Below are 26122 nucleotides of genomic sequence, written 5' to 3'. Positions count from 1 at the left end.
GGTTCCACTCGTGAACCAGCCCCACCCGTTCTTCACCGACGTCGACGACGTACTCGCTCGCCTCGCGACCACCGGGTACCTCGCCGACAAGGCCACCGCGACGGCCGTGTTCCTGGCCGATCGCCTGGGCAAGCCGTTGCTCATCGAGGGTCCCGCCGGAGTCGGCAAGACCGAACTGGCCCGCGCCGTCGCGCAGGCCGCGGACGCCGAACTGGTGCGCCTGCAGTGCTACGAGGGCGTGGACGAAGCACGCGCACTCTACGAGTGGAATCACGCGAAGCAGATCCTGCGAATCCAGTCCAGCTCGGGCGCGGCGTGGGACGAGACGAAGCACGACGTGTTCGCCGAGGAGTTCCTGCTCTCGCGGCCACTGCTCACCGCCATCCGCCGCGACGATCCCACGGTGCTGCTCATCGACGAGACCGACAAGGCCGACATCGAGATCGAGGGACTTCTCCTCGAGGTGCTCAGCGACTTCGCCATCACCGTCCCCGAGCTCGGGACCATCACCGCCACCCGTCGCCCGTTCACGGTGCTCACCTCGAACGCGACGCGCGAGCTGTCCGAGGCCCTCAAGCGTCGCTGCCTGTTCCTGCACCTGGACTTCCCCGACGCCGATCTCGAGCGCCGCATCCTGGCGAGCCGGGTTCCCGAGCTGCCGGAGGCGATGGCCGAGCAGATGGTGCGCATCGTGGGAGTGCTGCGCGAGATGCAGCTGCAGAAGCTGCCGTCGGTGGCCGAGACCATCGACTGGGCGCGCACCCTGCTGGCGCTCGGCATCGAGACCGTGGACGACGACGCGGTGGCGTCCACCCTGGGCGTCATCCTCAAGCACCGCGGCGACCACACGAAGGCCGTGGCCGAGTTGCGGCTCGGCTGACCCGACGTGAGCGATACCGGCATTCCGGCTCACCTCGTCGGCTTCGTGGAGGCTCTTCGGCGACGCGGAATCGACGTGGGGCCGTCGGAGACCGTCGACGCCGGCCAGGTGTTGTCGGTGTTGGACCTGCTCGATCGCGAGGTGGTCCGTGAGGGTCTGGCGTGCGCACTGGTGCGTCGGCCGACCCATCGGGCCGCCTTCGACGCGCTGTTCGATCTGTGGTTCCCCGCGGCCATCGGCTCGCGCACGGCCGACGAGGACGCCCCGGTCCGGCCGCCGCTCACGGAGGACGGCACGGTCGATCTCGACGCTCTGAAGCACGTCATCGCCGACCTGCTGGCGGACGGATCGCCCGAGGCGATGGCGGCGGTGCAGTCACTGGTCGGCGACATCGTCGAGACCTACGGCAAGTACAGCTCCACCCGCGGGGACTCGTTCTCGGAGTACCAAGCTCTGCGCGAGATCGCTCCCGACACGCTGCTCGAGCGCCTGCTCGACGGTCTGCTGGGCCGATCACAGGCCACGGGCAATCCGACCTCCGGCGACTTCGAGACCGAACTCGCCCGCCGCACCGCCGCGGTGCGCATCGCGGAGTTCCGCTCGATGGTGCAGAAGGAGACCCGCCGCCGCACGGCCGAGGTTCTGGGCAAGGAACGCGTCGCGTCGTACGGGGTGCCGCGCCTCGCCGAGGAAGTCGACTTCCTGCGAGCATCGAGTGCGGAGTTGACCGCGCTGCGCAAGAACGTGACGCCGCTCGCACGGCTTTTGGCGAGCCGGTTGGCGGCCCGTCGGGCTCGGGCGCGGTCCGGATCCATCGACATGCGCCGCACGCTGCGCAAGTCCCTGTCCACCGGCGGGGTGCCGATCGATCTGGTCATGCGCAAACCCCGCCCGGCCCGCCCGGAGCTGGTCATCCTGTGCGACGTCTCCGGCTCGGTGGCGGGATTCAGCCAGTTCACCCTTCTTCTCGTCCACACCCTTCGCGAGCAGTTCTCGCGGGTCCGCATCTTCGCCTTCATCGACTCGGCCGACGAGGTCACGCGGTTCTTCGACGGCAACGATCTCGGCAGTTCGATGTCGAGGATGGTCGCCGAGTCCGAACTGATCACCTTCGACGGGCACTCCGACTACGGCCACTCGTTCGCCACCTTCGTCGATCACCACATGGACGCCGTGACGGCGCGGGCATCGTTGCTGGTGCTCGGCGACGCCCGCACCAACTACCGCGACCCCAAGACGGCGAGCCTGGCGCAGATGGTGGCCGTCGCCAAGCACGCCCACTGGCTGAACCCGGAGCCGAAGTCGCAGTGGGGATCGGGGGACTCCGCCGCGGACGTCTACCGACGGGTGATCCCGATGCACGAATGCCGGTCGGCGAGTCAACTGGCCGACGTGGTCGGCAGGCTGCTCCCGGTCGGTTCGACGGCCGTGACCACGTAGAGTCGACACTCGTGCAGGAATCACCGACCGGCGACGGACCCCGCAGACTGGGGGTGATGGGCGGAACGTTCGACCCCGTCCACCACGGTCACCTGGTGGCCGCCAGCGAGGTCGCGCACCGCTTCGACCTCGACGAGGTCATCTTCGTTCCCACCGGTGATCCCTGGCAGAAGAGCGAGTCGGCGGTCAGTCCGGCCGAGGATCGCTATCTGATGACCGTGATCGCCACCGCGTCGAACCCGCGTTTCTCGGTCAGCCGGGTCGACCTCGACCGCGGCAAGAAGACCTACACTGTGGACACCCTGCGCGACCTGGCCCGTCAGCATCCTGGCGACGAGCTGTACTTCATCACCGGAGCCGACGCTCTGGGCAACATCCTCGGGTGGCAGGACTGGCCCGAGTTGTTCGAGCTGGCCCGGTTCGTCGGGGTGTCCCGGCCGGGATACGACCTCGGCGCGGAGCATCTCTCCGAGTACCTCGCCCGGTTGCCCAAGGACGTCCTGACCCTGGTCGAGATCCCCGCCCTGGCGATCTCGTCGACGGAGTGCCGACGACGGGCCGCCGAGAGTCGGCCCGTGTGGTACCTCGTGCCCGACGGCGTCGTGCAGTACATCTCGAAGCGAGACCTCTACCGCCCGCAGGGCCACGTGCGCGACGACGGCGAGGTCACGATGAGTGAACCGTCGATCACGCACGACGAACAGACCGAACTTCCGAACACTCAGAGCAGCAGGAGAATTCACCAGTGAGCGCAACCACCGACGCCATCGCGATCGCGAGCATCGCGGCCCGAGCCGCCGACGACAAACTGGCCGTCGACGTCATCGCGCTCGACGTGTCCGAGCAACTCGTCATCACCGACTGCTTCGTCATCGCGTCCGCATCCAACGAGCGTCAGGTCAACGCCGTCGTGGAGAACATCGAGGAGAAGCTGCGCGAAGCCGGGCACCAGCCCGTGCGTCGCGAGGGCACCCGGGAGGGACGCTGGGCGCTGCTCGACTACGTCGACGTCGTCGTCCACGTCCTGCACAACGACGAGCGGCACTTCTACGCGCTCGAGCGTCTGTGGAAGGACTGCCCGGTTCTGCAGATCGAGGGCGTCGGCGGCACCGGCGACGTCGAGTACGGCACCGAGGACCACGGCGTCGACGACGTTCCCTTCGACGGAGTCACGCGCGACGCCGACATCCTCGACGAGGACATCGCCGCCGCCGAGGCGGACCTGCGCGCCGAGGACTCTCGCGAGTGACCTCCGCGGCATCGGGAGTGCGGCGGCTGGTGCTCCTTCGCCACGGACAGACCGAGTACAACGCCGGTATGCGCATGCAGGGCCATCTGGACACCGAACTCACCGAGTTGGGCCGGGCCCAGGCGAAGGAAGCGGCACGCGAGCTGGCCGAACGACGCCCGTACCGCATCGTCTCCTCCGACCTGGCGCGTGCGCACGACACCGCGCGGGCACTGTCCGAGGCCACCGGGGTGTCCGTCGAGACCGACGAACGGCTGCGGGAAACGCACCTCGGTGAGTGGCAGGGCCTGACGCATCTCGACGTCGACGTGCGGGCTCCCGGTGCTCGGGAGGCCTGGCGCGCGGACGCGTCGTTCCGACCGCCGGGCGGGGAATCCCGACTCGACGTCGCCGCCCGCACCGCACCGCTGTTGCGCGAGTTGCTGGACGACGCGTCCTGGACCGAGGACGCCCCGGTGGTGGTGGTCGCGCACGGCGGCACCATCGCCGCGATGACGGCCGCGGTGCTGGACCTGCCCGTCGACCGCTGGCCGGTGCTGGGTGGACTGGGCAACGCGAGCTGGGTGCAGGTCGCGGCGCACGGCACCGCCACCGAGCCGTCCTGGCGACTCGACGTGTGGAACGCGTCGGCGCGGGTGGCGAGCGACGTTCTGTGACGTCGGAACGCCCGGTCCTGCTGGTGCTGGCCGACTCGCTGGCCTACTACGGCCCGAAGGGTGGCCTGGCCGCCGACCATCCGCGGATCTGGCCGAGCATCGTCGGCCGTGAACTGGGGTGGGACGTCGAGCTCGTCGCCCGGATCGGCTGGACCTGCCGCGACGCCTGGTGGGCGGTGACGCAGGATCCACGGGTGTGGGCGTCGGTGCCGCGGGCCGGGGCGATGGTGTTGGCGACCGGGGGAATGGACTCGCTGCCCTCACCGCTCCCCACCGCACTCCGGGAGCAGATCCGCTACGTGCGGCCGCCCGCGGTGCGCCGCGTGGTGCGACAGACGTACGGGTGGTTGCAACCGCGGCTCGCTCCGCTGGGTCGACCGGTGGCGTTGCCGCCGAGGCTGAGCGTGGAGTACCTGGAGCAGATCCGCGAGTCCATGACCACGCTGCGACCGGGGTTGCCCGTCGTGGGGACGTTGCCGTCCGTGCACCGGTGCGACGCGTACGGCCGCATCCACGCCGGACGCGAGCCCGCGGTGCGTGCGACGACGGCCTGGGCGCACGACCACCAGGTGCCGCTGGTGGATCTCAAGGCCGCCGTGGAGCCCGATTTCCGTTCCGGCACAGCCAATCCCGATGGCATCCACTGGGGCTGGGACTCGCACACCCGCGTCGCCGAGGCGATGCTGACGACACTCGCGCCGCTGCTCGCCGGTCGCTGAATTCTCGCCGTCGATCCACAGGCTCGAACGAAATCGGCGTTCGTGCACACCCCGCGTCTCACGGGGCGTTCGCGGCGCACGCGCACCCTAGGTTCGATCCATGACGGACGACACCGCACCCGACGCGTCGGGACCGTTTCGACGACGGTTGCCCTGGGCGGGACTTCGGCTCGATCCCGGGAGCCGAGGCGTGCGTGCGTTGCTGGCCGTGGGGGTGGTCCTGGTCCTGGGAACCGTCGGGGCCGTGTGGCGCGACGGTCCGGAGGCCTCCGCCCCGGTGCCGCCGCTGCCCGCCCTGGAGATCGGCGAGGGCGACATCGATGCCGAGAGCGGTTCACCCACAGCGGGATCGGCGGCCGGATCGCCGGACGTCGCGGATGCGTCCGCCGTGGTGAGTGTGATCGGTGCGGTGCTGCGGCCGGGTCTGGTGACGCTCCCGGCCGGCGCCCGCATCGCCGATGCCGTCGCCGCGGCGGGGGGACATCGCGCGGACGCCGACATGTTCGGACTCAACTGGGCGCAGAAGGTGACGGACGGCGATCAGATCGTCGTCGGCTCGACCACGGGGGACGGACCGTCGACCAGTTCCGGGCCGTCGGTGGGTGCGGGGGCAGCGGTCGGTACGGCGCCGCCGCCGGCGGGCGCCGGGGTGTCGGCAGGGGTGTCGGCAGGGGTGTCGCTGAACACGGCCACACTCGCCGATCTCGATGCGCTGCCCGGGGTGGGGCCGGTGACGGCCACCGCCATCCTCGCGTACCGGGACGAGAACGGACCCTTCACCAGCGTGGACCAACTCGCCGAGGTGTCGGGCATCGGACCGGCGCGACTCGAGGCGCTGCGCTTCCTCGTGACGGTCTGAGCGGTGGACGTCGACCCGCCCCCGCTCCTCGACCTGAGGTTGGTGCCCGCAGCTCTCGGGTGTTGGGGCGCATGCCTGGTCGCAATACTCGCGGGGTGGACCGGTGCGGTGTTCCTGGCGGTGGTCTGCGCGGTGGGGGCCGGCGTCTCGGTGGTGATGCACCGTCGGGGCGTGCTCACCGCGTCGGCCCTGGTGCTGATCGCGGCGTGCGCGATCACCGGGGCATCGGCGGTCGCGGCGGGCACGCGAGCACACGCCGTGGAGTCGGGTCCGGTGCGCGCTGCGGCTGCGGCCGGTGCCCACATCGGGGTCACCGGCACGATCACCGACGATCCTCGCGTGCTCACGACGTCGTTCGCCGACCAGGTGATGGTTCCGGTCACGGCGTCGCGGGTGGAGATCGGAGGCGAGGTGACGACGCTCTCGGCGCGACTACTCGTCTTCGCTCCCGTCTCGGGATGGGAGCACGTCCGGCTCGGGAGCACGGTTCGGTTCCGGGCCCGGGCAGCGCTGCCCGACCGGCCGGGTCTGGTGCACGCGGTGACGCGGGCGACGGGAAGCCCCGAGACGGTGGAGCCGCCCCCGGCCGCTCTGGGGTGGGCAGACAGGGTGCGCGGCGCGCTCGCGGCCGCATCCGCGCGGGCACTGCCCGACGACGCGGGTGGGCTGTTGCCGGGCATCGTGGTCGGGGATCGCAGCGGGCTCACGGCGGAGGTGGAGGACTCGTTCACCGCCGCGGGTATGTCCCACCTGACCGCTGTCTCGGGTGCGAACTTCACCTTTCTGGTCGGCGCCGTCGTGCTGCTCGCGCACGCGGCGACACTCGGTCCACGAACGACGACGGTGCTGGCCGGGGTGATGCTCGTGGCGTTCGTGGTGGTGGCGCGTCCGTCGCCGAGCGTGCTGCGGGCCGCCGTGATGGGGGCGATCGGGCTGCTCGCGGTCCTGACCGGCCGCCGCCGACACGCGATGCCCGCGCTGTGCACGGCGATCGTCCTGCTGTTGGGGCTCGATCCCGCGCTGGCGGTGAACTACGGTTTCGCGCTGTCCGCCACGGCCACGACGGCTCTCGTGGTGGTGGCGCCGATGCTCTCGGCGGCTCTCGCGGCCCGGTCGGACGTCGTCCGGCGCCGGCCCGTGGTGGACGCGATCGCGGTGGCGACGGCCGCGCACCTGGTGACGGCGCCGGTGGTGGCGGCCATGGCGGGTACCTTCTCCACCGTCGCGATCGCGGCGAACGTGCTCGCGGCGCCGGTCGTGGGTCCGGTCACCGTGGTGGGGGCGATCGCGGCCGTCGTGGCGGTGGTGAGCGTGCCGGCCGGAGCCGTCGTGGCCGGTGTCGCGGCGCTTCCGCTGTGGTGGCTGGTGACCGTCGCCGATCGGGCCGCGTCCATCCCGAACGCGGTGGTCACCGTGCCGTCGGGGCTTGCGGGTGCGGGGATCGTCCTCGCGGCGGTCGGCGGGTTCGGGTCGGTGGTCGTCGGCGTGTACCGGTGGCGGTCGGGGAGGGTGCGGCCCGAGTCGGAGTGAGGGGTGTCGGACTGCCGTGACACGATCGTGTCCGTGAGTGCGACAGTGACCCGGCCGGAGCCCCTGCACCTCGTTCTCGGGGACGAGGAACTGCTGGTCGAGCGGGCCGTCACGTCGATCATCGCGCGCATGCGCGCGGCGACCGCGGGCGCGGGATCCGATGTCCCCGTCGATCGTCTCCGCGCGGGCGACACCACCGTGGCCGAGTTGGCGGAACTGCTGAGCCCGTCGCTGTTCGCCGAGGACCGGGTGGTGATCTTCGAGTCCGCGGCCGAAGCCGGCAAGGACGCCGTCGGCCTGGTGCAGGATGCGGCGGCCGCCCCGATCGACGGGGTCGTGCTGGTGGTGCTGCACTCGGGCGGGGGACGGGCGAAATCCATGGTCGGGGTGCTGCAGAAGGCCGGGGCCGTGGTCCACGAGTGCGCCAAACTGTCGAAGTCGGGCGACCGCACCGATTTCGTGCGCAACGAGTTCCGCTCGCACGGCGAGACCAGGGTTGCTCCCGACGCGATCGCCGCCCTCGTGGAGTCGGTCGGATCCGATCTGCGCGAACTCGCCGCGGCGTGTTCGCAGCTGGTCTCCGACACCGGCGGCAAGGTCGACGTCGCGGCCGTCCGGCGCTACTACTCGGGGCGCGCGGACGTGAGCGGGTTCGACATCGCGGACAAGGCCGTGTCCGGGGACATCGCGGGTGCGCTCGAAGCGTTGCGGTGGGCGATGCTGGGGGGAACTCCGCACGTGCTGATCGCCGACGCTCTGGCCGACGCGGTGCACACGGTGGCCCGCGTGGGCTCGGCAGGGCGGGGTGACCCGTTCCGCATGGCGTCGGAACTGGGAATGCAGCCGTGGAAGATCAAGAAGGCGCAGGCTCAGGCGCGGTACTGGGATCCCACCCGGGTCGCGACGGCGCTGCACGTGGTGGCATCTCTCAACGCCGACGTGAAGGGGCAGGCCGCGGACGCGGACTACGCGGTGGAGCGGGCCGTGAGCACCGTGGCGACGCTCGGCTCCCAGCGCTGAACTCTCGGCGCGGCAGGATCACGACACTCGCGCCGGCAACGCACGCTGGGCATACCACGCACAAAGCCGCCCCGGCCGAAATGCCGGGGCGGTGCGTCGTACGCGTCGGGTGAACCGACTCAGATCTTGTGCAGCGCCGAAGCCAGTGCCGACTTCTTGTTGGCCGCCTGGTTCTTGTGGATGACGCCCTTGCTGGCAGCCTTGTCGAGCTTGCGGCTCGCCGTCAGCATCAGCTCTTCGGCCTTGGCCTTGTCACCGGCGGCCGTGGCCTCGCGGAACGAGCGGATGATGGTGCGAAGCGAGGACTTCACCGACTGGTTGCGCAGCCGCTGACGCTCGTTGGTGCCGATTCGCTTCACCTGGGACTTGATGTTGGCCACGCGTAGGTATCCTTACGTCTTCTCTGGGGTCGAGCCGTGCATGAAATACGTCGAAAGCAGTGTTCGCGCGGGTCGGTGGAACGATCCCTGGCGCCGACGTACGAGACTACCAGCGCAGAGGGACAGAACCCAATTCGTCGCGGGCGGTCGACGCCACCGCCGGGTGGGGACGTTGCACGGAATTTACGTGTCCCGCACGTCGCGCCGCGATCGGTGAGGCAACATGACGCCAATGAGCCCTCGATCAGCGTCAGCCCCACCGCACAGAGCAGGAGCCGACACCAAGAAGGTACGACGGCAAGCTCGTGCCCAATCTCCGACGAGTGTCTTCGACGGCTACGCCGACATCGGCAAGTACGACCTGGCCTACGACGAGATGTTCGACAAGGACGGCGGCCTCCGCGGTCCGTACAAGGGCATCCACAAGGCGCTCGCGCCGTCGGATGCCGCCGAACTCGAATCGCGGTCCGACGCTCTCGGTCGCGCCTTCGTCGACCAGGGCATCACGTTCGCTCTGGAGGGCCAGGAGCGCCCGTTCCCGCTGGACCTCGTGCCGCGTGTCATCGCCGCGTCCGAGTGGAACCGCCTCGAACGCGGGATCAAGCAGCGTGTGAAGGCGCTCGAGATGTTCCTCGCCGACATCTACGGCGAGCAGGAGATCCTGCGTGACGGTGTGGTTCCCAAGCGTCTGGTGACGTCGTGCGAGCACTTCCACCGCGAGGCCTTCGGCATCGTGCCGCCCAACGGTGTGCGCATCCACGTCGCGGGCATCGACCTCATCCGCGACGCGGAGGGAACGTTCCGCGTTCTCGAGGACAACCTGCGGTCGCCGTCGGGTGTGTCCTACGTGATGGAGAACCGCCGCACGATGGCGCGCGTGTTCCCCGACCTGTTCGGCAGCCACCGGGTTCGCGCCGTCGGGGACTACGCGACGCACCTCCTCCGGGCCCTGCGGGCCGCGGCCGCGATCAACGAGGCCGACCCGACGGTCGTGGTCCTCACACCCGGTGTCGCGAACTCCGCGTACTTCGAGCACTCGCTGCTCGCGCGGTTGATGGGCGTGGAACTCGTCGAAGGACGGGACCTGTTCTGCCGCGACAACGTGGTCTACATGCGCACCACGGAGGGTGAGCGTCAGGTCGACGTCATCTACCGACGGATCGACGACGACTACCTCGATCCGATGCAGTTCCGTCCGGACTCGGTGCTCGGTGTCGCGGGGCTCGTGAACGCCGCCCGCGCGGGCAACGTGGTCATCTCGAGTGCCGTCGGAAACGGTGTCGGCGACGACAAGCTGACCTACACCTACGTTCCGACCATCATAGAGTACTACCTCGGCGAGAAGCCGATGCTGGCCAACGTCGACACCTTCCGGTGCTGGCTCCCCGAGGAGTGCGAGGAAGTCCTGGACCGGGTCGACGAGCTGGTGATCAAGCCCGTCGAGGGATCCGGCGGATACGGCATCGTCTTCGGGCCCGACGCGTCGCCGAAGGAACTCGCGACCATCAGCAAGAAGATCCGTGCCGATCCGCGTGGATGGATCGCGCAGCCGGTCGTCCAGTTGTCCACGGTGCCGACGAAGATCGGCGATCAGCTCGCGCCGCGCCACGTGGACCTGCGTCCGTTCGCCGTCAACGACGGTGACGACGTCTGGGTGCTGCCCGGCGGACTGACCCGGGTCGCGCTGCCGGAGGGGTCCCTGGTGGTCAACTCCAGTCAGGGCGGCGGCAGCAAGGACACCTGGGTCCTCGCGGGTCGCGCGACGAGCGAGGAGGAGCGCGAACTCGGCGGTGCCGAGATCGTCAGCGAGCCCCCGTCCTCGCCCACGGCCGAGCAGGGCCCGGAACTGTCGATGCAGCAGATCCAGCAGCAACAGCAACAGCAGCAGCAGACCAACTCCACGAAGGACGGTGCCCGCTGATGTTGGCTCGTAACGCCGAATCGCTCTACTGGATCGGCCGCTACGTCGAACGCGCCGACGACACCGCGCGCATTCTCGACGTCACGGTGCACCAGCTGCTCGAGGACGCGACCGTCGATCCCGACCACACCTCGCGAGTGTTGTTGCGAGTGTTGGGTTTCGAGCTTCCCGAGGAACGTCTGGACGTGTGGTCCCTGACGGAGCTGGTCGCCTTCTCGCGGGACGGCAACGGCTCCATCGTCGATTCGCTCTCCAGTGCCCGCGAGAACGCCCGCGGTGCCCGCGAGGTGACGTCGAGCGAGATGTGGGAGTGCCTCAACACCACGTACAACGCACTCGGAGACCGCATCCGGGCGTCGAAGCGCCTCGGTCCGCACGAGTTCCTCGGCTTCATCGAGGAACGCGCGGCGATGTTCGCCGGTCTCGCGGACTCCACGCTCAGCCGCGACGACGGGTACCGGTTCCTTCTGCTCGGCCGCTCGGTCGAGCGTATCGACATGACGGTGCGGTTGCTGCTCGCCCGTGCGGGAGACCGACCGTCCTCGCCGGCGTGGGTCACGGTGCTGCGATCCGCCGGTGCGCACGACACGTACCTGCGGACCTACCGCGGCGCCCTCGACGCGCAGCGCGTCCTCGAGTTCATGCTCCTCGACCGGCTGTTCCCCCGATCGGTGTTCTACGCGCTGAGCGAGGCCGAGCACTCCCTCGAAAGTCTCGATCACCATCCGGACATGCGCGTGGGCTCACGCGCCGAGGCGCAGCGACTGCTGGGCCGCGCGCGCAGCGAGCTCGAGTTCCTGCAGCCCGGCGCACTCCTGGAGGATCTGCAGGATCGACTGATGGCGCTGCAGGAGACGTGCCGCGACGTGGGTGAGGCGATCTCGAAGCAGTACTTCCACGCGGCGCCGTGGGTGGCATGGACGGACGCGGGAACCCGCACGGACGAAGCACAATTGGAGGGTGAGCTGTGAGCTGGCGTATGCGTGTGGTGCACACCACGGGGTACAACTACGAAGCGCCGGTCACGTCGTCGTACAACGAGGCTCGCCTGACCCCGCGAAGTGACAACCGCCAGAACGTGATTCTCAATCGCGTCGAGACCGATCCGGCCACCAGGTCCTACCGCTACACGGACTACTGGGGTACCGCGGTGACCGCGTTCGACCTCCACGCGCCGCACACCTCGCTCGAGGTCGCGGGATCGTCGGTCGTCGAGACCGACGCGTTCAGCGCTCCGGAGGAGACCGTCGACTGGGACGGCCTGACCGTGGACTCCCTGATCGACCGGTTCAACGAACTGCTCGGCGAAACCCAGTACGTGCCTCGCGACCGCAAGCTGGCCGCGCAGGCGAAGAAGCTCGCGAAGGACCTGAGCCCGTACGACGCCGTGATCGCGGTGTGCGAGTGGGTCAACCAGGAGATGTCGTACGTTCCCGGGACCACGGGCGTGCACACGTCCGCGGTCGAGGCGTGGGCCGAGAAGAAGGGCGTCTGCCAGGACTACGCCCACCTGACGCTGGTGATGCTTCGCAGCCTGGGCATCCCCAGCCGCTACGTCTCCGGCTACCTGCACCCCAATCGCGAGGCGGCCGTGGGTGATTCGGTCGAGGGGGAGTCGCACGCCTGGGTCGAGGCGTGGACCGGATCGTGGTGGGGCTACGACCCCACCAACGCCGTGCCGGTCAACGAGCAGCACGTCTCCGTCGGGATCGGCCGGGACTACGCCGACGTGCCGCCGCTCAAGGGCATCTTCTCCGGTGGTGAGGCGAGAGATCTCGACGTGGTCGTCGAGATCACCCGCCTGGCCTAGAAGTCCGGAGCCGACGCCGCGTCACCGGCCCGGCGTCAGCTCCAGGAATACTCCGCCCGCAGCCGCCCCGCGACCGCGTCGAACCGGTCGCGGGGCAGCACGGCGCCCTCGCGGCGAATGCCGTCCTCGGGAACGTCGAGTACGCGGTCGAGGCGTACCCAGCTCGGCCGGCCCTGCGGGTCCCAGGGGCCGGTGCCGAGGTGCTGCCAGTCGCGGTCGCCGTCGTGCGTGTCCTTGCTCGAGAGTATCAGGCCGAGCAGAACCGAACCGTCGCGCCCGACGACCAACACCGGGCGGTCCTTGCCCTGCGTCGGATCGTCCTCGTACGCGACCCAGGTCCACACGACCTCGCCGGGATCGGCGGCACCGTCGAGTGCGGGGGAGTACTCGACGCGTCGGGCTCGCATGGCGGACGGAACGGACGTCGTGGTGACCGGCCGGCCGGCCGGGACCGCGGTTCCCTCCGCGGCGCCCGTGCGGCGCTGACCGACGGCGTCCACGACCTTGTCGAGCGCGCCGGACCGCTGCAACTGGCGGAACAGCCGAGGTCCCTCGGCCACCGCGAGCTTGCCGAGTTTCTTACCGATGGAGGACAGGGTTGCCATCGGTTCAGGTTACCGATCACGCCCGCGTGCACCATCGCGCGGCTCAGCCGATATTCTGACGGTTCGTATCCGGCGCATCGCCACGGCGTCCCACCCACCGGTGTCCACGCGTCGTCCGGCCGAAGAGGAGCTCCCCATCACCAGCTTTGCCGACACCACCTTCACGGATCCCGCCAAGATCCGTAACTTCTGCATCATCGCGCACATCGACCACGGGAAATCGACGCTGGCCGACCGCATGCTGCAGCTCACGGGTGTGGTCGACGACCGGTCGATGCGCGCCCAGTACCTGGACCGCATGGATATCGAACGCGAGCGCGGGATCACCATCAAGGCCCAGAACGTGCGGTTGCCGTGGAAGGTGGGGGAGACCGAACACGTCCTGCACCTCATCGACACGCCCGGCCACGTCGACTTCACCTACGAGGTGTCCCGTGCGCTGGAGGCGTGCGAGGGTGCCGTGCTGCTGGTGGACGCCGCCCAGGGCATCGAGGCCCAGACGCTGGCGAACCTGTACCTGGCGCTCGAGAAGGATCTGACGATCATTCCGGTGCTCAACAAGATCGACCTGCCCGCCGCCGACCCCGATCGCTACGCCGCCGAGATCGCCCACATCATCGGGTGCGAGGCCGACGACGTGCTGCGCGTGTCCGGAAAGACGGGCATGGGCGTGGAAGCCCTTCTCGACGAGGTCGTGCGCCTGGTGCCGGCGCCCGTGGGCGACGCCGACGGCCCGGCTCGGGCGATGATCTTCGACTCCGTGTACGACGCGTACCGCGGCGTGGTCACCTACGTGCGAGTGGTCGACGGCCGCATCCTGCCGCGCGAGAAGGTCACGATGATGTCGACCGGATCGACGCACGAACTGGTCGAGGTCGGCATCGTCTCGCCCGATCCCAAGCCGACCAAGGGTCTCGGCGTCGGCGAGGTCGGCTACCTCATCACCGGCGTGAAGGACGTCCGTCAGTCGAAGGTCGGTGACACCGTCACCACCGCCAAGCACGGCGCCACCGAGGCGCTGACCGGATACCGCGAACCCCGCCCGATGGTGTACTCCGGGCTCTACCCGGTGGACGGGTCCGACTATCCCGTTCTGCGCGACGCCCTCGAGAAGCTGCAACTGAACGATGCGGCCTTGACCTACGAGCCGGAGACGTCCGTCGCGCTGGGATTCGGTTTCCGCTGCGGGTTCCTCGGACTGCTCCACATGGAGATCACGCGCGAGCGGCTCGAACGCGAATTCAACCTCGACCTCATCTCCACCTCGCCGAACGTGGTCTACCGCGTGGAGATGAACGACGGCGAGGAGCACATCGTCACCAACCCGTCGTACTGGCCCGAGGGCAAGTCCCGCGCGGTGTTCGAGCCGATGGTCAAGTGCACGATCATCTCGCCGAGCGAGTTCATCGGCTCGATCATGGAGCTGTGCCAGAGCCGCCGCGGTGAGCTGGGCGGCATGGACTACCTGTCCGAGACCCGCGTCGAACTGCGCTACACGATTCCGATGGCCGAGATCATCTTCGACTTCTTCGACATCCTGAAGTCCCGCACGCGGGGGTACGCCAGCCTGGACTACGAGGAGATCGGCGAGGAGTCGGCCAACCTGGTGAAGGTCGACATCCTCCTGCAGGGCGAGGCGGTGGACGCGTTCTCGGCGATCGTGCACATGGACGCGGCCGGCGCCTACGGCAACAAGATGACCACCCGGCTCAAGGATCTCATTCCGCGGCAGCAGTACGAGATTCCCATCCAGGCGGCGATCGGCTCCAAGATCATTGCGCGCGAGAATATTCGGGCGATTCGCAAGGACGTGCTGGCCAAGTGCTACGGCGGTGACATCAGCCGTAAGCGCAAGCTCCTCGAGAAGCAGAAGGCCGGCAAGAAGCGCATGAAGACCATCGGTCGCGTCGAGGTTCCGCAGGAAGCGTTCGTGGCAGCGCTGTCGACGGAGTCCTCCGCCGACAAGAAGAAGTAGGCCGGACCCCTCTGTGTCCGGGGGTGACGCCGAGGCGCACGGGTCCGGGGGTGACGCCGAGGACGCTCCGCCGTCGTTGGCGGACGCGTCACTGTTGCGGGATCCGCCCGTCACCCGCCGCGGCGTGCGCACTCGCGACGCTCTGATCACGGCGGCGCGGGCGGTATTCGAGCGCTCCGGGTACCTCGACGCACGACTGGTGGACATCACCGTCGAGGCGCAGTGCTCGGCGGGGACGTTCTACACGTACTTCGCCGGCAAGGAGGAGATCTTCGCCGCGGTGCTCGAGCGGGCGCAGGAGGAGATGCTGCACCCCGGAACACCGAGGGTCGCGGCGGACGACGACCCCGTGGCGATCGTGCGCGCAAGCAACTGCGCGTACTTCGAGGCCTACGAACGCAACGCGAAGTTGATGGCGCTGCTCGAGCAGGTCGCGGGCATCGATCGGCGCTTCATGGTGCTGCGCCACACGCGGGCGGAGGCGTTCATCCACCGGAACGCGCGCAGCATCGCCGATCTGCAGTCGCGTGGAGCCGCGGATCCCGACCTCGATCCGGTCCTTGCGTCGCGGGCGCTGTCCGGCATGATCAGCCGCCTCGCCTTCGGCTACTTCGTCGTCGAACCCGCGGTCGGTGCGGGTCCGACCGGCACCACCCTCGACGAGCTGGTGGACACCGCGAATCGGTTGTGGCTCAACGCCCTACGACTGCCCGACGCGTAACGCAGGGGCCGGGATCAGGCCATCGCCCGCACGTCGAGGGAGAGCACGAATCCCGGGTCGCTCGCTCCGGTGCTCAACCGCAGGACGTGGCGCCCGACGCGTCGACACGTGAACGAGATGGGAAGCGCCACCGCCTGTTGCGCTCCCTCCCGGTTCGCGGCAACCGGGATCTCGAACGCGTGGAGGGGACCGTCCTCGCCGGAGTCGCCGATCTCCACCGAGACGCGCCCCTCGGTGTCGTCGGACCCCTGTTGCAGCAGCACCACGAGATACGCCTCGACGGGATGGGCGAGCGAGGGAAGCACGCACCAGTCCCAGACCCCGCCGAGCACGTCCAGCTTCTGCTCCGCCTGGCGTGCGTAGTCGGCGAAGAACGCTCCGGTGACGATCATCGTCAGGTGTGGGTGTGCGCCGGCTGGAACTGCCCCGACACCGCGGCTTCCTCGGCCCGGATCACGTGCACCACGGCGTTGATGAGGGCGAGGTGGGTGAACGCCTGCGGGAAGTTGCCGAGGTGCCGCCCCGACTTCGCGTCGATCTCCTCGGCGTACAGCTTGAGGGGGCTCGCGTACCCCAGCAGCCGCTCGCACAGGCGCTTGGCTCGTTCCAGTTCGCCGATCTCCACGAGCGCGGACACCAGCCAGAACGAGCAGATGGTGAACGTGCCCTCCTCGCCGGACAATCCGTCGTCCGTGGTCTCCACCCGGTAGCGCAGCACCAGACCGTCCTCGGTCAGCTCGTCGGCGATCGCGAGCACCGTGGCGCGAACTCGGGCGTCGTCGGACGGCAGGAAGCGCAACAGCGGAACCAGGAGCAGGGACGCATCCAGCGAGTCGTCGCCGTAGCGCTGCGTGAACACCCCGCGCTCGTCGACACCGTTCGCCAGGATGTCGTCCTTGATCTCGTCGGCGATGGCGTTCCACTCCTCGGCGTAGCCCTGCTCGCCGTGCAGCACGGCGAGTTTGGCGCCGCGATCGAGCGCGACCCAGCACATCACCTTGGACGACGTGAAGTGCTGCGGTTCGCCACGCACCTCCCAGATTCCGCGATCGGGCTCCCGCCAGTGTTCGATCGCCTGTTCCACCTGGCGTTTGAGCAACGGCCACAACGACTCCGGTACCTGCTCGCGCGAACGCACGTGCAGGTAGACCGAATCGAGCATCGTGCCCCAGATGTCGTGCTGACGCTGGTTGTACGCGCCGTTGCCGATGCGGACGGGGCGGGCACCGTCGTATCCGGAGAGATGCGTCAGCTCCTCCTCCTCGAGCGTGCGCTCGCCGCCGATGCCGTACATCACCTGCAGCGGTACTGGTTCGCCGTGCTCGCCGTTGCTGACGTCGGAGATGAAGGAGAAGAAGTCGTTCGCCTCGCGGTCGAGACCGAGCGTGTAGAGCCCCCACAGCGCGAACGTGGAATCGCGGACCCAGGCGTAGCGGTAGTCCCAGTTGCGTTCGCCGCCCGGTGTTTCCGGAAGCGACGTGGTAGACGCGGCGAGCAGGGCCCCGGTCGGCGCGTACGTCAGACCCTTGAGGGTGAGTGCACTGCGCTGCAGGAACCCGCGCCACGGGTGGTCCGGGAACCGGCCGATGGTGATCCACTGCCGCCAGCACTCCGAGGTCTGCCACATGCGGTCCGACGCCTCCTCGAAGGTGGTCGGCGGATCGAGCGAGGACCAGGACAGCGCCACGAACACGTTGTCGCCCTCCACCAATCGGGTGCGCGCCCGCGCTTCACGACCCTCGAGCCCGATGCGCAGGTTGGTGGTGAGCCGCAGCGTCGGCTGCGGGGTGCCGTCGTCGTCGTCCGCCGGAGTCGCGGTGGCCGTCGCCTCCTCGTACACCTTGCCGGTGTACTCCCAGCGGGCCGGGCGACGGTGGTAGTCGAACGCCGGCTCGCAGCTCATCTCCAACTCGACGGTGCCGCTCACGCACTTGATGGTCCGAAGCAAGCAGTGCTCGGCATCCCAGTCGGACGGAGCTCGGCGATGTGTGCGCGAACGCTCGTCGGTGTTGTGCCACTTGCCCATCACCAGGGCGTCGCGCACGATGAGCCACCCGGTCTCGGTCTGCCACGTGGTCTCCACGATGAGACCGCCCGGCAGGTAACGCCGCGCCGCGGGGACGTTCTGCCCGTAGGGCCCGACTCGGAAGTGGCCGGCGCTGCGGTCCAGGATCGAGCCGAAGATGCTGGGGGAGTCCGGACGTGGCACGCACATCCACTCGACGGCGCCGTTCCGAGCGATGAGACAGGTCGACTCGCAGTCCGAGAGGAACGCGTAGTCGTCGATCGGTGGGAACGCCGTTCGACGCGGCACCCAGGACTGGTGGGCCTCGGCGACGGCGTCGAGGGCTCCTCCCGCAGCCACGCCGGGCTCGGCCGCGGGACCGAACGCGGCCTCGTCGGGACCGACGACGCGGGGGACACCGGACTGATCGTCGAACGGGCTCATGCCCCCATCATGAGTGGCCGGGCGGTTCGAGTCCACCGCTCGGCCACACCGCATACCGATCCGACTAGGGTCGCAGGCATGGACGCGGTGGCGAGGTGGTGGGACGGGGTCGAACTCTGGATCGCCGGCCTGTCCTTCGTTCCGCAGGTCGCCGTCGTCCTCCTGGCCGTCGTGCCGCTCGCGGCCCTCGTGGCCTACCTCCTCGACCTGGTCCTCGCCGCCGTCGTGGGCGTGCGCGATCGCATCTCCACCCGGGGGGACACCGGCCAGGCGCCTCGCGCGACCGCCGCCCCGGCCGAACCCGACAGAAGCGAGACCTGATGCCCCGCTCGAAAGTCACGCTGGCGCTGATCGCCCTCATCGTTCTCGTCGTGGTGGCGTGGCTGTTCACCCTGGTGTGAGGCGCGGGTCACACGAGCGCGGGCGGATCGCGCGTCCTCTGCTAGATTTCAACGCGTGTCCGACGAAGCCCTGCACCCGATCCGCCACGAACTGGCGTTGATCGCGGTCGGCATGCTCGCGGTCGCCGACGTCGACTGTCGCTGACGAGCTCGTACGCCGTCCCGGTCGAGCCTCGACCCTCGTCGAGGCTCCGAACCCGCGGGCGTACTCGATTCCCGCCGTCAGGTTCTCCGTCACGCCCTCGCTGCGCGTGCGTTCGAAAGAGGTTCACCGTGTTCCGATCCCGACGCGTCCGAGCGTGGGCGGCGCTGACCGCCGCCGCGGCTCTGACGGTCACCGCCTGCTCACCGGGGTCCTCGGACACCGTGGGGGAGAACGCGGCCACCACCGACGGACCGTCGGTCACCCTGGTGGCGTACGCCGTACCCAAGAACGGGTGGGAGGCCATCGGAGAAGCGTTCGGCGAGAGCCAGACCCGCGACGCCGAGACCGAGACCGAGGAGGACGGGGACAGCGGCACCAACGTCGTCATCAACGCCGATTACGGCCCGTCGGGCAACCAGTCGCGCAAGGTCGTCGACGGTGCGCCCGCCGACATCGTGAATTTCTCCGTCGAACCCGACATCACCCGAATCGTCGACGCCGGCCGGATCGACGAGGACTGGAACACCGGCGCCTACGGCGGTGTGCCCTTCGGCTCCGTCGTCGCGTTCGTGGTGCGCGAGGGGAACCCCAAGAACATCCGCACGTGGGAGGACCTGCTCCGACCCGACGTGGAGGTCATCAGCCCCAGCCCGCTCAGCTCCGGTTCGGCGAAATGGAACCTGTTGGCGCCCTACGCGGCGATGAGCAACGGCGGCCAGGATCGGCAGGCCGGTCTGGACTACGTCACCGAACTGGTGTCGCACTTCCCGCTGCAGCCCGACTCCGGCCGCGCCGCCAGCGAGGCGTTCCTCCAGGGGCAGGGCGATGTCCTCCTGAGCTACGAGAACGAGGCCATCCTGCTGGACGGCCAGGGCGAGTCGATCGACTACCTCGTGCCCGACGCGACCTTCCGGATCGACAATCCCGTTGCCGTGGTGAACGACAGCAGCAACCTCGACCAGGCCAACGCACTCAACGACTTCCTCTACACCGAAGAGGGACAGCGAGTCTGGGCGGAAAGCGGCTTCCGTCCGGTCGACCCGGCCGTCGCGGCCGAGTACGTCGACACCTATCCGGCGCCGGCCACGCTCTACACGATCGACGATTTCGGGGGCTGGGACGTCGTGGACGACGACCTCTTCGGTGAAACCGGAGCCATCAACGCCATCTACCGAGCGTCCACCTGACATGACGACACGAGGAAGCACTCGCCGGCCGAAGAAGCTGGGTGGAACCGGGCGACCGACGCTGGGCGTCGTGGTGCTGTGGCTGTCGCTGATGGTGCTGCTGCCACTCGCGGCGGTGGCCAGCGAGTCGCTGTCCGACGGGCCCGCGGCCTTCGTCGACGCCATCACCGATCCGCGGGCCGTGGCCACCTTCCGGGTGACCCTCCAGGTCTCGGTGATCACGGCGCTGATCAACGTGGTGCTGGGAACGATCATCGCCTGGGTGCTGGTGCGGGACGACTTCCCCGGCAAGGGGTTGGTGAACACGCTCATCGACCTGCCGTTCGCGCTGCCCACCATCGTCACCAGCCTGGTGCTGCTCTCGCTCTACGGCCCGATGAGCCCGGTCGGCATCACCCTGAACGCCACGAAGGCCGGCGTGGTCCTCGCCCTGCTGTTCGTGACCCTGCCGTTCGTCGTCCGCGCGGTGCAGCCGGTGCTGATCGAACTGGATCGCGACGTCGAGGAGGCCGCCGCGTCTCTCGGCGCGAGCAACCTGGTGATCTTCCGCAAGGTCGTCCTGCCGGTCTTGCTCCCCGCCATCCTCTCCGGCGCCGGGCTCGCCTTCGCCCGGGCGCTCGGCGAGTTCGGATCGGTGGTGCTGATCGGCGGCAACATCTCGGGGGAGACGCAGATCGCGTCCCAGCTCATCCGCGAGCAGATCGAGACGGGCCAACAGGTCGACGCGGCCGCCGTCTCGGTGGTGCTGCTGGCGATGGCCTTCGCCGTGCTCTTCGTGCTGCGCATCGTCGGCGGACGTCTGGCCAAGCGGGAGGAGCGCGCGTGAAACTCTCCTCGGGCACTCGCATCGGGCTGCGCACCGTGGCCCTGCTCTACCTCGCCGTGCTGGTGGTCTTTCCGCTCGGAGCGATCCTCTACCGGACGTTCGAGGGCGGCATCGTCAACTTCCTGCAGTTGATCACCACGCCCGCCGCGCAGGCAGCCTTGCAGTTGTCACTGCTCATCGTGGCGATCGTGGTGCCGCTGAACGTGGTGTTCGGTGTGGTGACGGCGCTGGCGCTCGCCCGCGGGAAGTTCCGCGGAAAGGGCATCCTTCAGGCGGTGGTGGACCTGCCGTTCGCCGTGTCGCCGGTGATCGTGGGCGTCGCGCTCATTCTGCTGTGGGGCGCGGGAGGCTGGTTCGGCTTCCTCGCCGAGTGGGGGATCACGATCATCTTCGCTCTTCCCGGCATGGTGCTCGCCACCATCTTCGTGACGCTGCCGTTCGTGGTGCGCGAGGTGGAACCGGTGCTCCACGAGATCGGTCAGGAACAGGAAGAGGCGGCGTCCACCCTCGGTGCGTCGTCCTGGCAGACCTTCTGGCGCATCACGCTTCCGGCGATCAAGTGGGGTCTGACCTACGGCATCGTCCTCACCGTGGCGCGTTCGCTCGGCGAGTTCGGCGCGGTCATCATCGTCTCGACGAACCTGCCCGGCGTCTCCCAGACCCTGACCCTGCTGGTGCACTCCCGGTACGAAGACTTCAACCAACCCGGCGCCTACGCGGCGTCGACCCTTCTGATGGCGGTGGCTGTGATCGTGCTGCTCCTCATGACGGTCCTCGATCGTAAGCGAAGCAAGGAATGAGCATGCCCAACACGAGCACGGCCACCGATCGGCCGACCCCCGACATCTCCTCCGGCGTCGAGATCTCGGTGCGCGGGGCCTCCAAGCACTACGGCGATTTCGCCGCCCTCGACGACGTCTCCCTCGACATCCCGACGGGCTCGCTGACCGCACTGCTGGGCCCCAGTGGCTCCGGCAAATCGACCCTGCTGCGGTCCATCGCGGGGCTCGAGGATCTCGACTCCGGCATCGTGGTGATCGCGGGCGACGACGTCACCACGGTCACCCCGCAGAAGCGGGACATCGGCTTCGTGTTCCAGCACTACGCCGCGTTCAAGCACCTCACCGTGCGCAAGAACGTCGCCTTCGGCCTCGAGATCCGCAAGAAGCCGAAGAAGGACATCGACGCGCGCGTGGACGAGTTGCTCGAGATCGTCGGACTCGCGGGCTTCCAGGGCCGCTACCCGGCGCAGTTGTCGGGCGGCCAGCGTCAGCGCATGGCTCTGGCCCGCGCACTCGCCGTCGACCCGCGAGTGTTGTTGCTGGACGAGCCCTTCGGCGCGCTCGACGCCAAGGTCCGCGCCGATCTGCGCACCTGGTTGCGGCGTCTGCACGACGAGGTGCACGTGACCACCGTTCTGGTCACCCACGATCAGCAGGAAGCCCTGGACGTGGCCGATCGCATCGCGGTGATGAACAGGGGGCGCATCGAACAGGTGGGGACTCCGGCGGATCTCTACGACCGGCCGGCGAACAACTTCGTGATGTCGTTCCTCGGTGACGTGTCCGTTCTCAACGGACAGCTCGTGCGGCCGCACGACATTCGCGTCGGCCGAACCCCGGAGCTCGCGCGCGCCGAGGACGAGGGAACCGCAGGATCCGCCGGAGTGCTGCGCTCGACGGTCGAGCGGGTGGTGCAGCTCGGCTTCGAGGTGCGCGTCGAGCTGCGGAACGCCGCGACGGGCGAGCTGTTCTTCGCCCAGATCACCCGCGGGGACAACGAGGCGCTCGGTCTGCGCAGCGGCGAGACCGTCTACGTGCGAGCGACGCGGGTGGCCGAGATCGGCTGATCCCGGCCACCCGCGCCGGCTCGTACGGTGCGGTGCGAGAGTCAGCCCAGCAGCTCGGCCACCACGTCGGCTGCGACGGCCTCGGCGGGACGGGTGTCCCCGGCGTCGACGTCGAGCTCGGTGACACTCAGCTGTGCCGCTTCGACTTCGAGGCGCACCGCGTCCAGATCGCCGCGATCGCTCGTGGCCACCGGCACGATCGCGACGACGCCGGCGTCGGCGAACAGACGCGCGAGCCGAGCCAACTGCAGTGCGGCGCGGCGGGTTCCGGCGTCGTCGTCGAGATCCAGTGCGGTGCGGACGTTCTCGCCGCCGAGGACGTAGCCGACACGCCCGGCTGCGGTGACCGCATCCTCGATCGCGAGGACCGTACCGGCCTTCACCGAGGACGGCGCCCCGGTGATCCACACCGTCGCACCGCGCTGACCGGTGCGCCGGGCCCGCTCGTCGTGCGTGAGGGGGGAGAGCACCCAGGCGGGGGAGTCGGAGCGATCGACCACCGCACGTGCGCCCTCGATGATCCCGGCGGCGACGGTGTCGTTGGTGTGCTCGTCGACGAGGATGAACGCGCCCGCGTCCCGGTTGTCCGCGTAGTCGTCGACCGTGACCACGGCGCTGGTGCGCAACGTGATGCGTGCGATGTCGTTGAGGACCAGGCTCTCCGACCCCGGGTGCTCGTCGAGCGTTTCCGGGTCGAGTCGAGAGTGGATGCGCTGCACGGTCGCCCGCACCGTGCTGGTGGTGTGCTTGAGCGTCAGCCGATCTCCGTGGGCGAGCGGCGCTTCGGCCAGCCAGCACACGGTCGCGTCGATCTCGCGGGCCAGGACGGGATGATGCGCTTCGGGTTCGCCGCTGACGAGGATGTCACCACGGGCGACGTCGATGTCGTCGGCCAACTCCACGGACACCGACAGCGGGGCCACGGCAACGGACCGAGCGTCGTCGAGGGTGTCCAGGGCGGTGACCACGCTGTGCGATCCCGACGGCAGCGCGGTGATCCGGTCGCCGACCGCGAGGGTGCCCGCGGACAGGCGCCCGGTGTAGCGGCGACGCTCGCCGGAGGTGGGGCGGGACACCCACTGGACGGGAAGTCGGAGTTCGGTCGCGATGGGCGCCGGGGCCTGGAGGTCGATGGCCTCGAGGTACTCGAGCAGGGTGGGGCCGGCGTACCAGGGCATGGCCTCGGACCGACTCACGACGTTGTCGCCCTGCTTGGCGGCCATCGGGATCACCACGATCTCGGTGCCCAGGCGCGCGCCCAGCTCGGCCAGCTCGGATTCGACACCGCGGAAACGGGATTCGTCGAAATCGATGAGGTCCATCTTGTTGACGGCGGCCACCAGGCGATCGACGCCGACCAGCGTGGCGATGCGGGCGTGCCGCCTCGTCTGGCGAAGCACGCCGGCGCGGGCGTCGACCAGCAGGATGGCGACGTTCGCGTTCGAGGCCCCGGTGAACATGTTGCGCGTGTAGCGCTCGTGTCCGGGGGTGTCGGCGAGGACGTAGCTGCGGGACGGGGTGGAGAAGAAGCGGTAGGCCACGTCGATGGTGATGCCCTGCTCGCGCTCCGCGCGCAGCCCGTCGGACAGGGCCGCAAGATCGGCGACTCCCTCCTCGTCGGTGACGGCGTCGAGGTGATCGAGCGGCAGGCTGTCCGTGTCGTGCAGCAGTCGGCCGATGAGCGTGCTCTTGCCGTCGTCGACGGATCCCGCCGTGGCGATCCGCAGGAGCTGACGCGGCCGGCCGGCGTCCTCGGAGACGAACTCGGTGGCCGAGTCCGGCGTGGTGACGGTCATCAGAAGTACCCCTCGCGCTTGCGATCTTCCATGGCTGCGGTGGACGTGCGGTCGTCCGCGCGGGTCTCGCCGCGTTCGGAGACGGTGGCCGCGGAGATCTCCCGGATGACTCCGGCGATGTCGGTGGCGTGCGAGCGGACGGCGCCGGTGATGGTCAGATCGCCGACGGTGCGGTACCGCACCATCTCCACGTTCGCGCTCTCGTGGTCCTCGGCGGCCGTGAACTTCGATGTGGCCAACAGAATTCCGTCCCGCTCGAACACCTCGCGCTCGTGCGCGAAGTAGATCGAGGGCAGTTCGAGCTGTTCGAGCTCGATGTAGCGCCAGATGTCGAGTTCGGTCCAGTTGCTGAGCGGAAAGACTCGAACCTGTTCGCCGCGCTTGATGCGGCCGTTGTAGAGCGACCAGGGTTCGGGGCGCTGGGCCCGCGGATCCCACTGGCCGAACTCGTCGCGGAAGCTCAGGACGCGCTCCTTGGCGCGAGCGCGCTCCTCGTCGCGTCGGGCACCGCCGAAGGCGGCGTCGAACTTGTTGGCCTCCAAGGCGTCGAGCAGGGTTCGCGTCTGGAGACGGTTGCGTGAGCCGTTGGGTCCACCGACCTCCCGAACCCGTCCCGCGTCGATCGATTCCTGGACCGACGCGACCACGAGGCGATGACCACCCTCGGCGAGTCGGCGATCACGGAACTCGATGACCTCGTCGAAGTTGTGTCCGGTGTCGACGTGCATCACCGGGAACGGCACGGGGGACGGGCGAAAGGCCTTCTCCGCCAGACGAAGCAGAACGATGGAGTCCTTGCCCGCCGAGAACAGCAACACGGGCCGTTCGAGCTCCGCGACCACTTCGCGAATGATGTGGACGGACTCGGCCTCGAGCGCCCGCAGCTCGTCGACGTGGGTGACGTCGGCCGTGACGGCGGTCATCGGGTTCCTTCCTCGGACGAGTGCAGGCCGCACTCGATCTTGTTGCTGCCGGCCCACCGGCCGCTGCGCGGATCGGCTCCGGGGGCGGGCTTGGCGGTGCACGGCGCGCATCCGATCGACGGATACCCCTCGTCCACCAGGGGATTGACGAGAATGCCGTGCTCGTCGATGTAGCTCTGCATCTCCTCGTCCGACCACGCGGCGATGGGGTTGATCTTGACCAACCCGAACCCCTCGTCGAAGGAGATGAGGGGAGCGTTGGCGCGCGTCGGCGCCTCGACCCGGCGGATGCCGGTGACCCAGGCGCTGTAATTCGCGAGTTCCTTCTTCAGCGGCGCGACCTTGCGCAACGCGCAGCAGCGAGCGGGATCGCGGGCGAACAGGTCCTTGCCCTCGATCGAATCCTGCTGCGCCACGGTGACATCGGTTTTCGCGTCGATCACGTTGACCCCGTACACCGACTCCACCGCGTCGCGCGTGCCGATGGTCTCCGCGAAGTGGTAGCCGGTCTCGAGGAACAGCACGTCGACGCCGGGGTGGACCTGCGCGGCGAGGTGCACCAGGGCGCCGTCCTGCATGTTCGACGCGACGATGTAGTCCTCGCCGAAGGTGTCCTCGGTCCACCGCATCAGATCGGCAGCGGAGGCTCCGTCCAGTTCGCGGGCGCCGCGCTCGGCGATCTCCCGCAGTTCGCTCTCGGACAGATTGCGGTGGGTGGTGACGCTCATGAGACAACCTTTCGCGGGACGGCGCGGGTTCGTCCGTCAACGACGCCGGTGGC

The 26122-nt window shown here is 69.0% G+C and carries 27 protein-coding genes; 20 read left to right on the top strand and 7 right to left on the bottom strand.

Features of this window, described 5'->3' with window-relative positions:
- Nucleotides 1–10 precede the first annotated feature (10 nt).
- The 9 genes from ACY466_RS14390 to holA all read left to right on the top strand — a co-directional run bounded on the left by ACY466_RS14390 (nt 11) and on the right by holA (nt 8353).
- Entirely contained in the window at nt 11–880 is an 870-nt protein-coding gene (locus ACY466_RS14390; protein WP_463246028.1) for an AAA family ATPase, read from the top strand.
- Between the two features lie 6 nt (nt 881–886).
- On the top strand, nt 887–2320 hold the full coding sequence (locus tag ACY466_RS14385; protein ID WP_463246027.1) for a vWA domain-containing protein: 1434 nt from the start codon (nt 887–889) through the stop codon (nt 2318–2320).
- Between the two features lie 11 nt (nt 2321–2331).
- A complete protein-coding gene (gene nadD / locus ACY466_RS14380; protein ID WP_463246026.1) occupies nt 2332–3069 on the top strand; it encodes a nicotinate-nucleotide adenylyltransferase in 738 nt (245 codons plus the stop codon).
- A complete protein-coding gene (gene rsfS / locus ACY466_RS14375; RefSeq protein WP_463246025.1) occupies nt 3066–3569 on the top strand; it encodes a ribosome silencing factor in 504 nt (167 codons plus the stop codon). Before nadD ends, rsfS begins: the two co-directional genes overlap by 4 nt.
- The gene (locus ACY466_RS14370) at nt 3566–4225 is read left to right on the top strand and encodes a histidine phosphatase family protein (RefSeq protein ID WP_463246024.1); all 660 of its coding nucleotides are present in this window, start codon (nt 3566–3568) and stop codon (nt 4223–4225) included. Before rsfS ends, ACY466_RS14370 begins: the two co-directional genes overlap by 4 nt.
- Complete coding sequence (gene octT, locus ACY466_RS14365; protein ID WP_463246023.1) at nt 4222–4944, top strand: diglucosylglycerate octanoyltransferase; 723 nt, start codon at nt 4222–4224, stop codon at nt 4942–4944. Before ACY466_RS14370 ends, octT begins: the two co-directional genes overlap by 4 nt.
- 100 nt (nt 4945–5044) lie before the next feature.
- Nucleotides 5045–5803 carry a ComEA family DNA-binding protein gene (locus tag ACY466_RS14360; RefSeq protein ID WP_463246022.1) on the top strand — a complete coding sequence of 253 codons (759 nt, stop codon included), beginning with the start codon at nt 5045–5047 and terminating at the stop codon, nt 5801–5803.
- Nucleotides 5804–5806: 3 nt separating this feature from the next.
- Nucleotides 5807–7333: a ComEC/Rec2 family competence protein gene (locus ACY466_RS14355; protein ID WP_463246021.1), complete on the top strand. Its 1527-nt coding sequence runs from the start codon at nt 5807–5809 to the stop codon at nt 7331–7333.
- Between the two features lie 33 nt (nt 7334–7366).
- Nucleotides 7367–8353: a DNA polymerase III subunit delta gene (holA, locus tag ACY466_RS14350; RefSeq protein WP_463246020.1), complete on the top strand. Its 987-nt coding sequence runs from the start codon at nt 7367–7369 to the stop codon at nt 8351–8353.
- A 119-nt stretch (nt 8354–8472) separates the two neighbouring features.
- Here holA and rpsT read toward each other — a convergent pair whose 3' ends face one another.
- Nucleotides 8473–8733 (bottom strand): 30S ribosomal protein S20, encoded by a 261-nt coding sequence (gene rpsT / locus ACY466_RS14345; RefSeq protein ID WP_463246019.1) that lies wholly within the window; start codon nt 8731–8733, stop codon nt 8473–8475.
- A gap of 376 nt (nt 8734–9109) precedes the next feature.
- Between rpsT and ACY466_RS14340 the strand changes: the two genes are divergently transcribed.
- The 3 genes from ACY466_RS14340 to ACY466_RS14330 are packed head-to-tail and all read left to right on the top strand — an operon-like array spanning nt 9110 to nt 12464.
- Complete coding sequence (locus ACY466_RS14340) at nt 9110–10654, top strand: circularly permuted type 2 ATP-grasp protein (RefSeq protein ID WP_463252302.1); 1545 nt, start codon at nt 9110–9112, stop codon at nt 10652–10654.
- On the top strand, nt 10654–11625 hold the full coding sequence (locus ACY466_RS14335; protein WP_463246018.1) for an alpha-E domain-containing protein: 972 nt from the start codon (nt 10654–10656) through the stop codon (nt 11623–11625). The genes ACY466_RS14340 and ACY466_RS14335 overlap by 1 nt, the downstream gene beginning before the upstream one ends.
- 8 nt (nt 11626–11633) lie before the next feature.
- Complete coding sequence (locus ACY466_RS14330; protein ID WP_463252301.1) at nt 11634–12464, top strand: transglutaminase family protein; 831 nt, start codon at nt 11634–11636, stop codon at nt 12462–12464.
- 35 nt (nt 12465–12499) lie between these two features.
- Here ACY466_RS14330 and ACY466_RS14325 read toward each other — a convergent pair whose 3' ends face one another.
- Complete coding sequence (locus ACY466_RS14325) at nt 12500–13069, bottom strand: type II toxin-antitoxin system PemK/MazF family toxin (protein ID WP_463246017.1); 570 nt, start codon at nt 13067–13069, stop codon at nt 12500–12502.
- 100 nt (nt 13070–13169) lie between these two features.
- On the opposite strand from ACY466_RS14325, the gene lepA reads away from it, so the two are divergent.
- The gene (gene lepA / locus ACY466_RS14320; protein ID WP_463246016.1) at nt 13170–15044 is read left to right on the top strand and encodes a translation elongation factor 4; all 1875 of its coding nucleotides are present in this window, start codon (nt 13170–13172) and stop codon (nt 15042–15044) included.
- 76 nt (nt 15045–15120) lie between these two features.
- A complete protein-coding gene (locus tag ACY466_RS14315) occupies nt 15121–15765 on the top strand; it encodes a TetR/AcrR family transcriptional regulator (protein ID WP_463252300.1) in 645 nt (214 codons plus the stop codon).
- A 14-nt stretch (nt 15766–15779) separates the two neighbouring features.
- Here the strand turns inward: ACY466_RS14315 and ACY466_RS14310 are convergent, their stop codons facing one another.
- On the bottom strand, nt 15780–16157 hold the full coding sequence (locus ACY466_RS14310) for a hypothetical protein (RefSeq protein WP_463246015.1): 378 nt from the start codon (nt 16155–16157) through the stop codon (nt 15780–15782).
- 2 nt (nt 16158–16159) lie between these two features.
- A complete protein-coding gene (locus tag ACY466_RS14305) occupies nt 16160–18214 on the bottom strand; it encodes a glycoside hydrolase family 15 protein (protein ID WP_463246014.1) in 2055 nt (684 codons plus the stop codon).
- Nucleotides 18215–18292: 78 nt separating this feature from the next.
- Between ACY466_RS14305 and ACY466_RS14300 the strand changes: the two genes are divergently transcribed.
- The 6 genes from ACY466_RS14300 (at nt 18293) to ACY466_RS14275 (ending at nt 22622) form a co-directional block, all read left to right on the top strand.
- Nucleotides 18293–18535, top strand: a complete 243-nt coding sequence (locus tag ACY466_RS14300; RefSeq protein ID WP_463246013.1) for a hypothetical protein — start codon at nt 18293–18295, stop codon at nt 18533–18535.
- A gap of 135 nt (nt 18536–18670) precedes the next feature.
- Nucleotides 18671–18760, top strand: coding sequence for an Ms4533A family Cys-rich leader peptide (locus ACY466_RS14295; protein ID WP_463246012.1), 90 nt, complete (start codon nt 18671–18673; stop codon nt 18758–18760).
- Nucleotides 18761–18888: 128 nt separating this feature from the next.
- A complete protein-coding gene (locus tag ACY466_RS14290) occupies nt 18889–19947 on the top strand; it encodes a sulfate ABC transporter substrate-binding protein (protein ID WP_463246011.1) in 1059 nt (352 codons plus the stop codon).
- A gap of 1 nt (nt 19948) precedes the next feature.
- Entirely contained in the window at nt 19949–20773 is an 825-nt protein-coding gene (gene cysT / locus ACY466_RS14285; RefSeq protein WP_463246010.1) for a sulfate ABC transporter permease subunit CysT, read from the top strand.
- A complete protein-coding gene (cysW, locus tag ACY466_RS14280; protein WP_463246009.1) occupies nt 20770–21573 on the top strand; it encodes a sulfate ABC transporter permease subunit CysW in 804 nt (267 codons plus the stop codon). Before cysT ends, cysW begins: the two co-directional genes overlap by 4 nt.
- A 2-nt stretch (nt 21574–21575) precedes the next feature.
- Complete coding sequence (locus ACY466_RS14275) at nt 21576–22622, top strand: sulfate/molybdate ABC transporter ATP-binding protein (RefSeq protein ID WP_463246008.1); 1047 nt, start codon at nt 21576–21578, stop codon at nt 22620–22622.
- Nucleotides 22623–22663: 41 nt separating this feature from the next.
- On the opposite strand, the gene ACY466_RS14270 is transcribed toward ACY466_RS14275, so the two are convergent.
- The 3 genes from ACY466_RS14270 to ACY466_RS14260 are packed head-to-tail and all read right to left on the bottom strand — an operon-like array spanning nt 22664 to nt 26069.
- Nucleotides 22664–24418, bottom strand: coding sequence for a GTP-binding protein (locus ACY466_RS14270; RefSeq protein ID WP_463246007.1), 1755 nt, complete (start codon nt 24416–24418; stop codon nt 22664–22666).
- Complete coding sequence (gene cysD / locus ACY466_RS14265; protein ID WP_463246006.1) at nt 24418–25341, bottom strand: sulfate adenylyltransferase subunit CysD; 924 nt, start codon at nt 25339–25341, stop codon at nt 24418–24420. Before cysD ends, ACY466_RS14270 begins: the two co-directional genes overlap by 1 nt.
- Nucleotides 25338–26069, bottom strand: a complete 732-nt coding sequence (locus ACY466_RS14260; RefSeq protein WP_463246005.1) for a phosphoadenylyl-sulfate reductase — start codon at nt 26067–26069, stop codon at nt 25338–25340. The genes cysD and ACY466_RS14260 overlap by 4 nt, the downstream gene beginning before the upstream one ends.
- Between the last annotated feature and the right edge of the window lie 53 nt (nt 26070–26122).

This window comes from Rhodococcus sp. K11/5 (assembly GCF_055193735.1).
This window is presented reverse-complemented; position numbering and strand designations above follow the sequence as displayed.

Excerpts from the sequence above, each read along its gene's own strand:
- ACY466_RS14305 (WP_463246014.1), bottom strand. The coding sequence starts at position 18,214 with ATGAGCCCGTTCGACGATCAGTCCGGTGTCCCCCGCGTCGTCGGTCCC.
- cysD (WP_463246006.1), bottom strand. The coding sequence starts at position 25,341 with ATGACCGCCGTCACGGCCGACGTCACCCACGTCGACGAGCTGCGGGCG.
- ACY466_RS14360 (WP_463246022.1), top strand. The coding sequence starts at position 5,045 with ATGACGGACGACACCGCACCCGACGCGTCGGGACCGTTTCGACGACGG.
- ACY466_RS14300 (WP_463246013.1), top strand. The coding sequence starts at position 18,293 with ATGGACGCGGTGGCGAGGTGGTGGGACGGGGTCGAACTCTGGATCGCC.
- ACY466_RS14325 (WP_463246017.1), bottom strand. The coding sequence starts at position 13,069 with ATGGCAACCCTGTCCTCCATCGGTAAGAAACTCGGCAAGCTCGCGGTG.
- ACY466_RS14310 (WP_463246015.1), bottom strand. The coding sequence starts at position 16,157 with ATGATCGTCACCGGAGCGTTCTTCGCCGACTACGCACGCCAGGCGGAG.
- ACY466_RS14275 (WP_463246008.1), top strand. The coding sequence starts at position 21,576 with ATGCCCAACACGAGCACGGCCACCGATCGGCCGACCCCCGACATCTCC.
- cysT (WP_463246010.1), top strand. The coding sequence starts at position 19,949 with ATGACGACACGAGGAAGCACTCGCCGGCCGAAGAAGCTGGGTGGAACC.
- ACY466_RS14260 (WP_463246005.1), bottom strand. The coding sequence starts at position 26,069 with ATGAGCGTCACCACCCACCGCAATCTGTCCGAGAGCGAACTGCGGGAG.
- ACY466_RS14340 (WP_463252302.1), top strand. The coding sequence starts at position 9,110 with ATGTTCGACAAGGACGGCGGCCTCCGCGGTCCGTACAAGGGCATCCAC.
- ACY466_RS14335 (WP_463246018.1), top strand. The coding sequence starts at position 10,654 with ATGTTGGCTCGTAACGCCGAATCGCTCTACTGGATCGGCCGCTACGTC.
- ACY466_RS14330 (WP_463252301.1), top strand. The coding sequence starts at position 11,634 with ATGCGTGTGGTGCACACCACGGGGTACAACTACGAAGCGCCGGTCACG.
- ACY466_RS14270 (WP_463246007.1), bottom strand. The coding sequence starts at position 24,418 with ATGACCGTCACCACGCCGGACTCGGCCACCGAGTTCGTCTCCGAGGAC.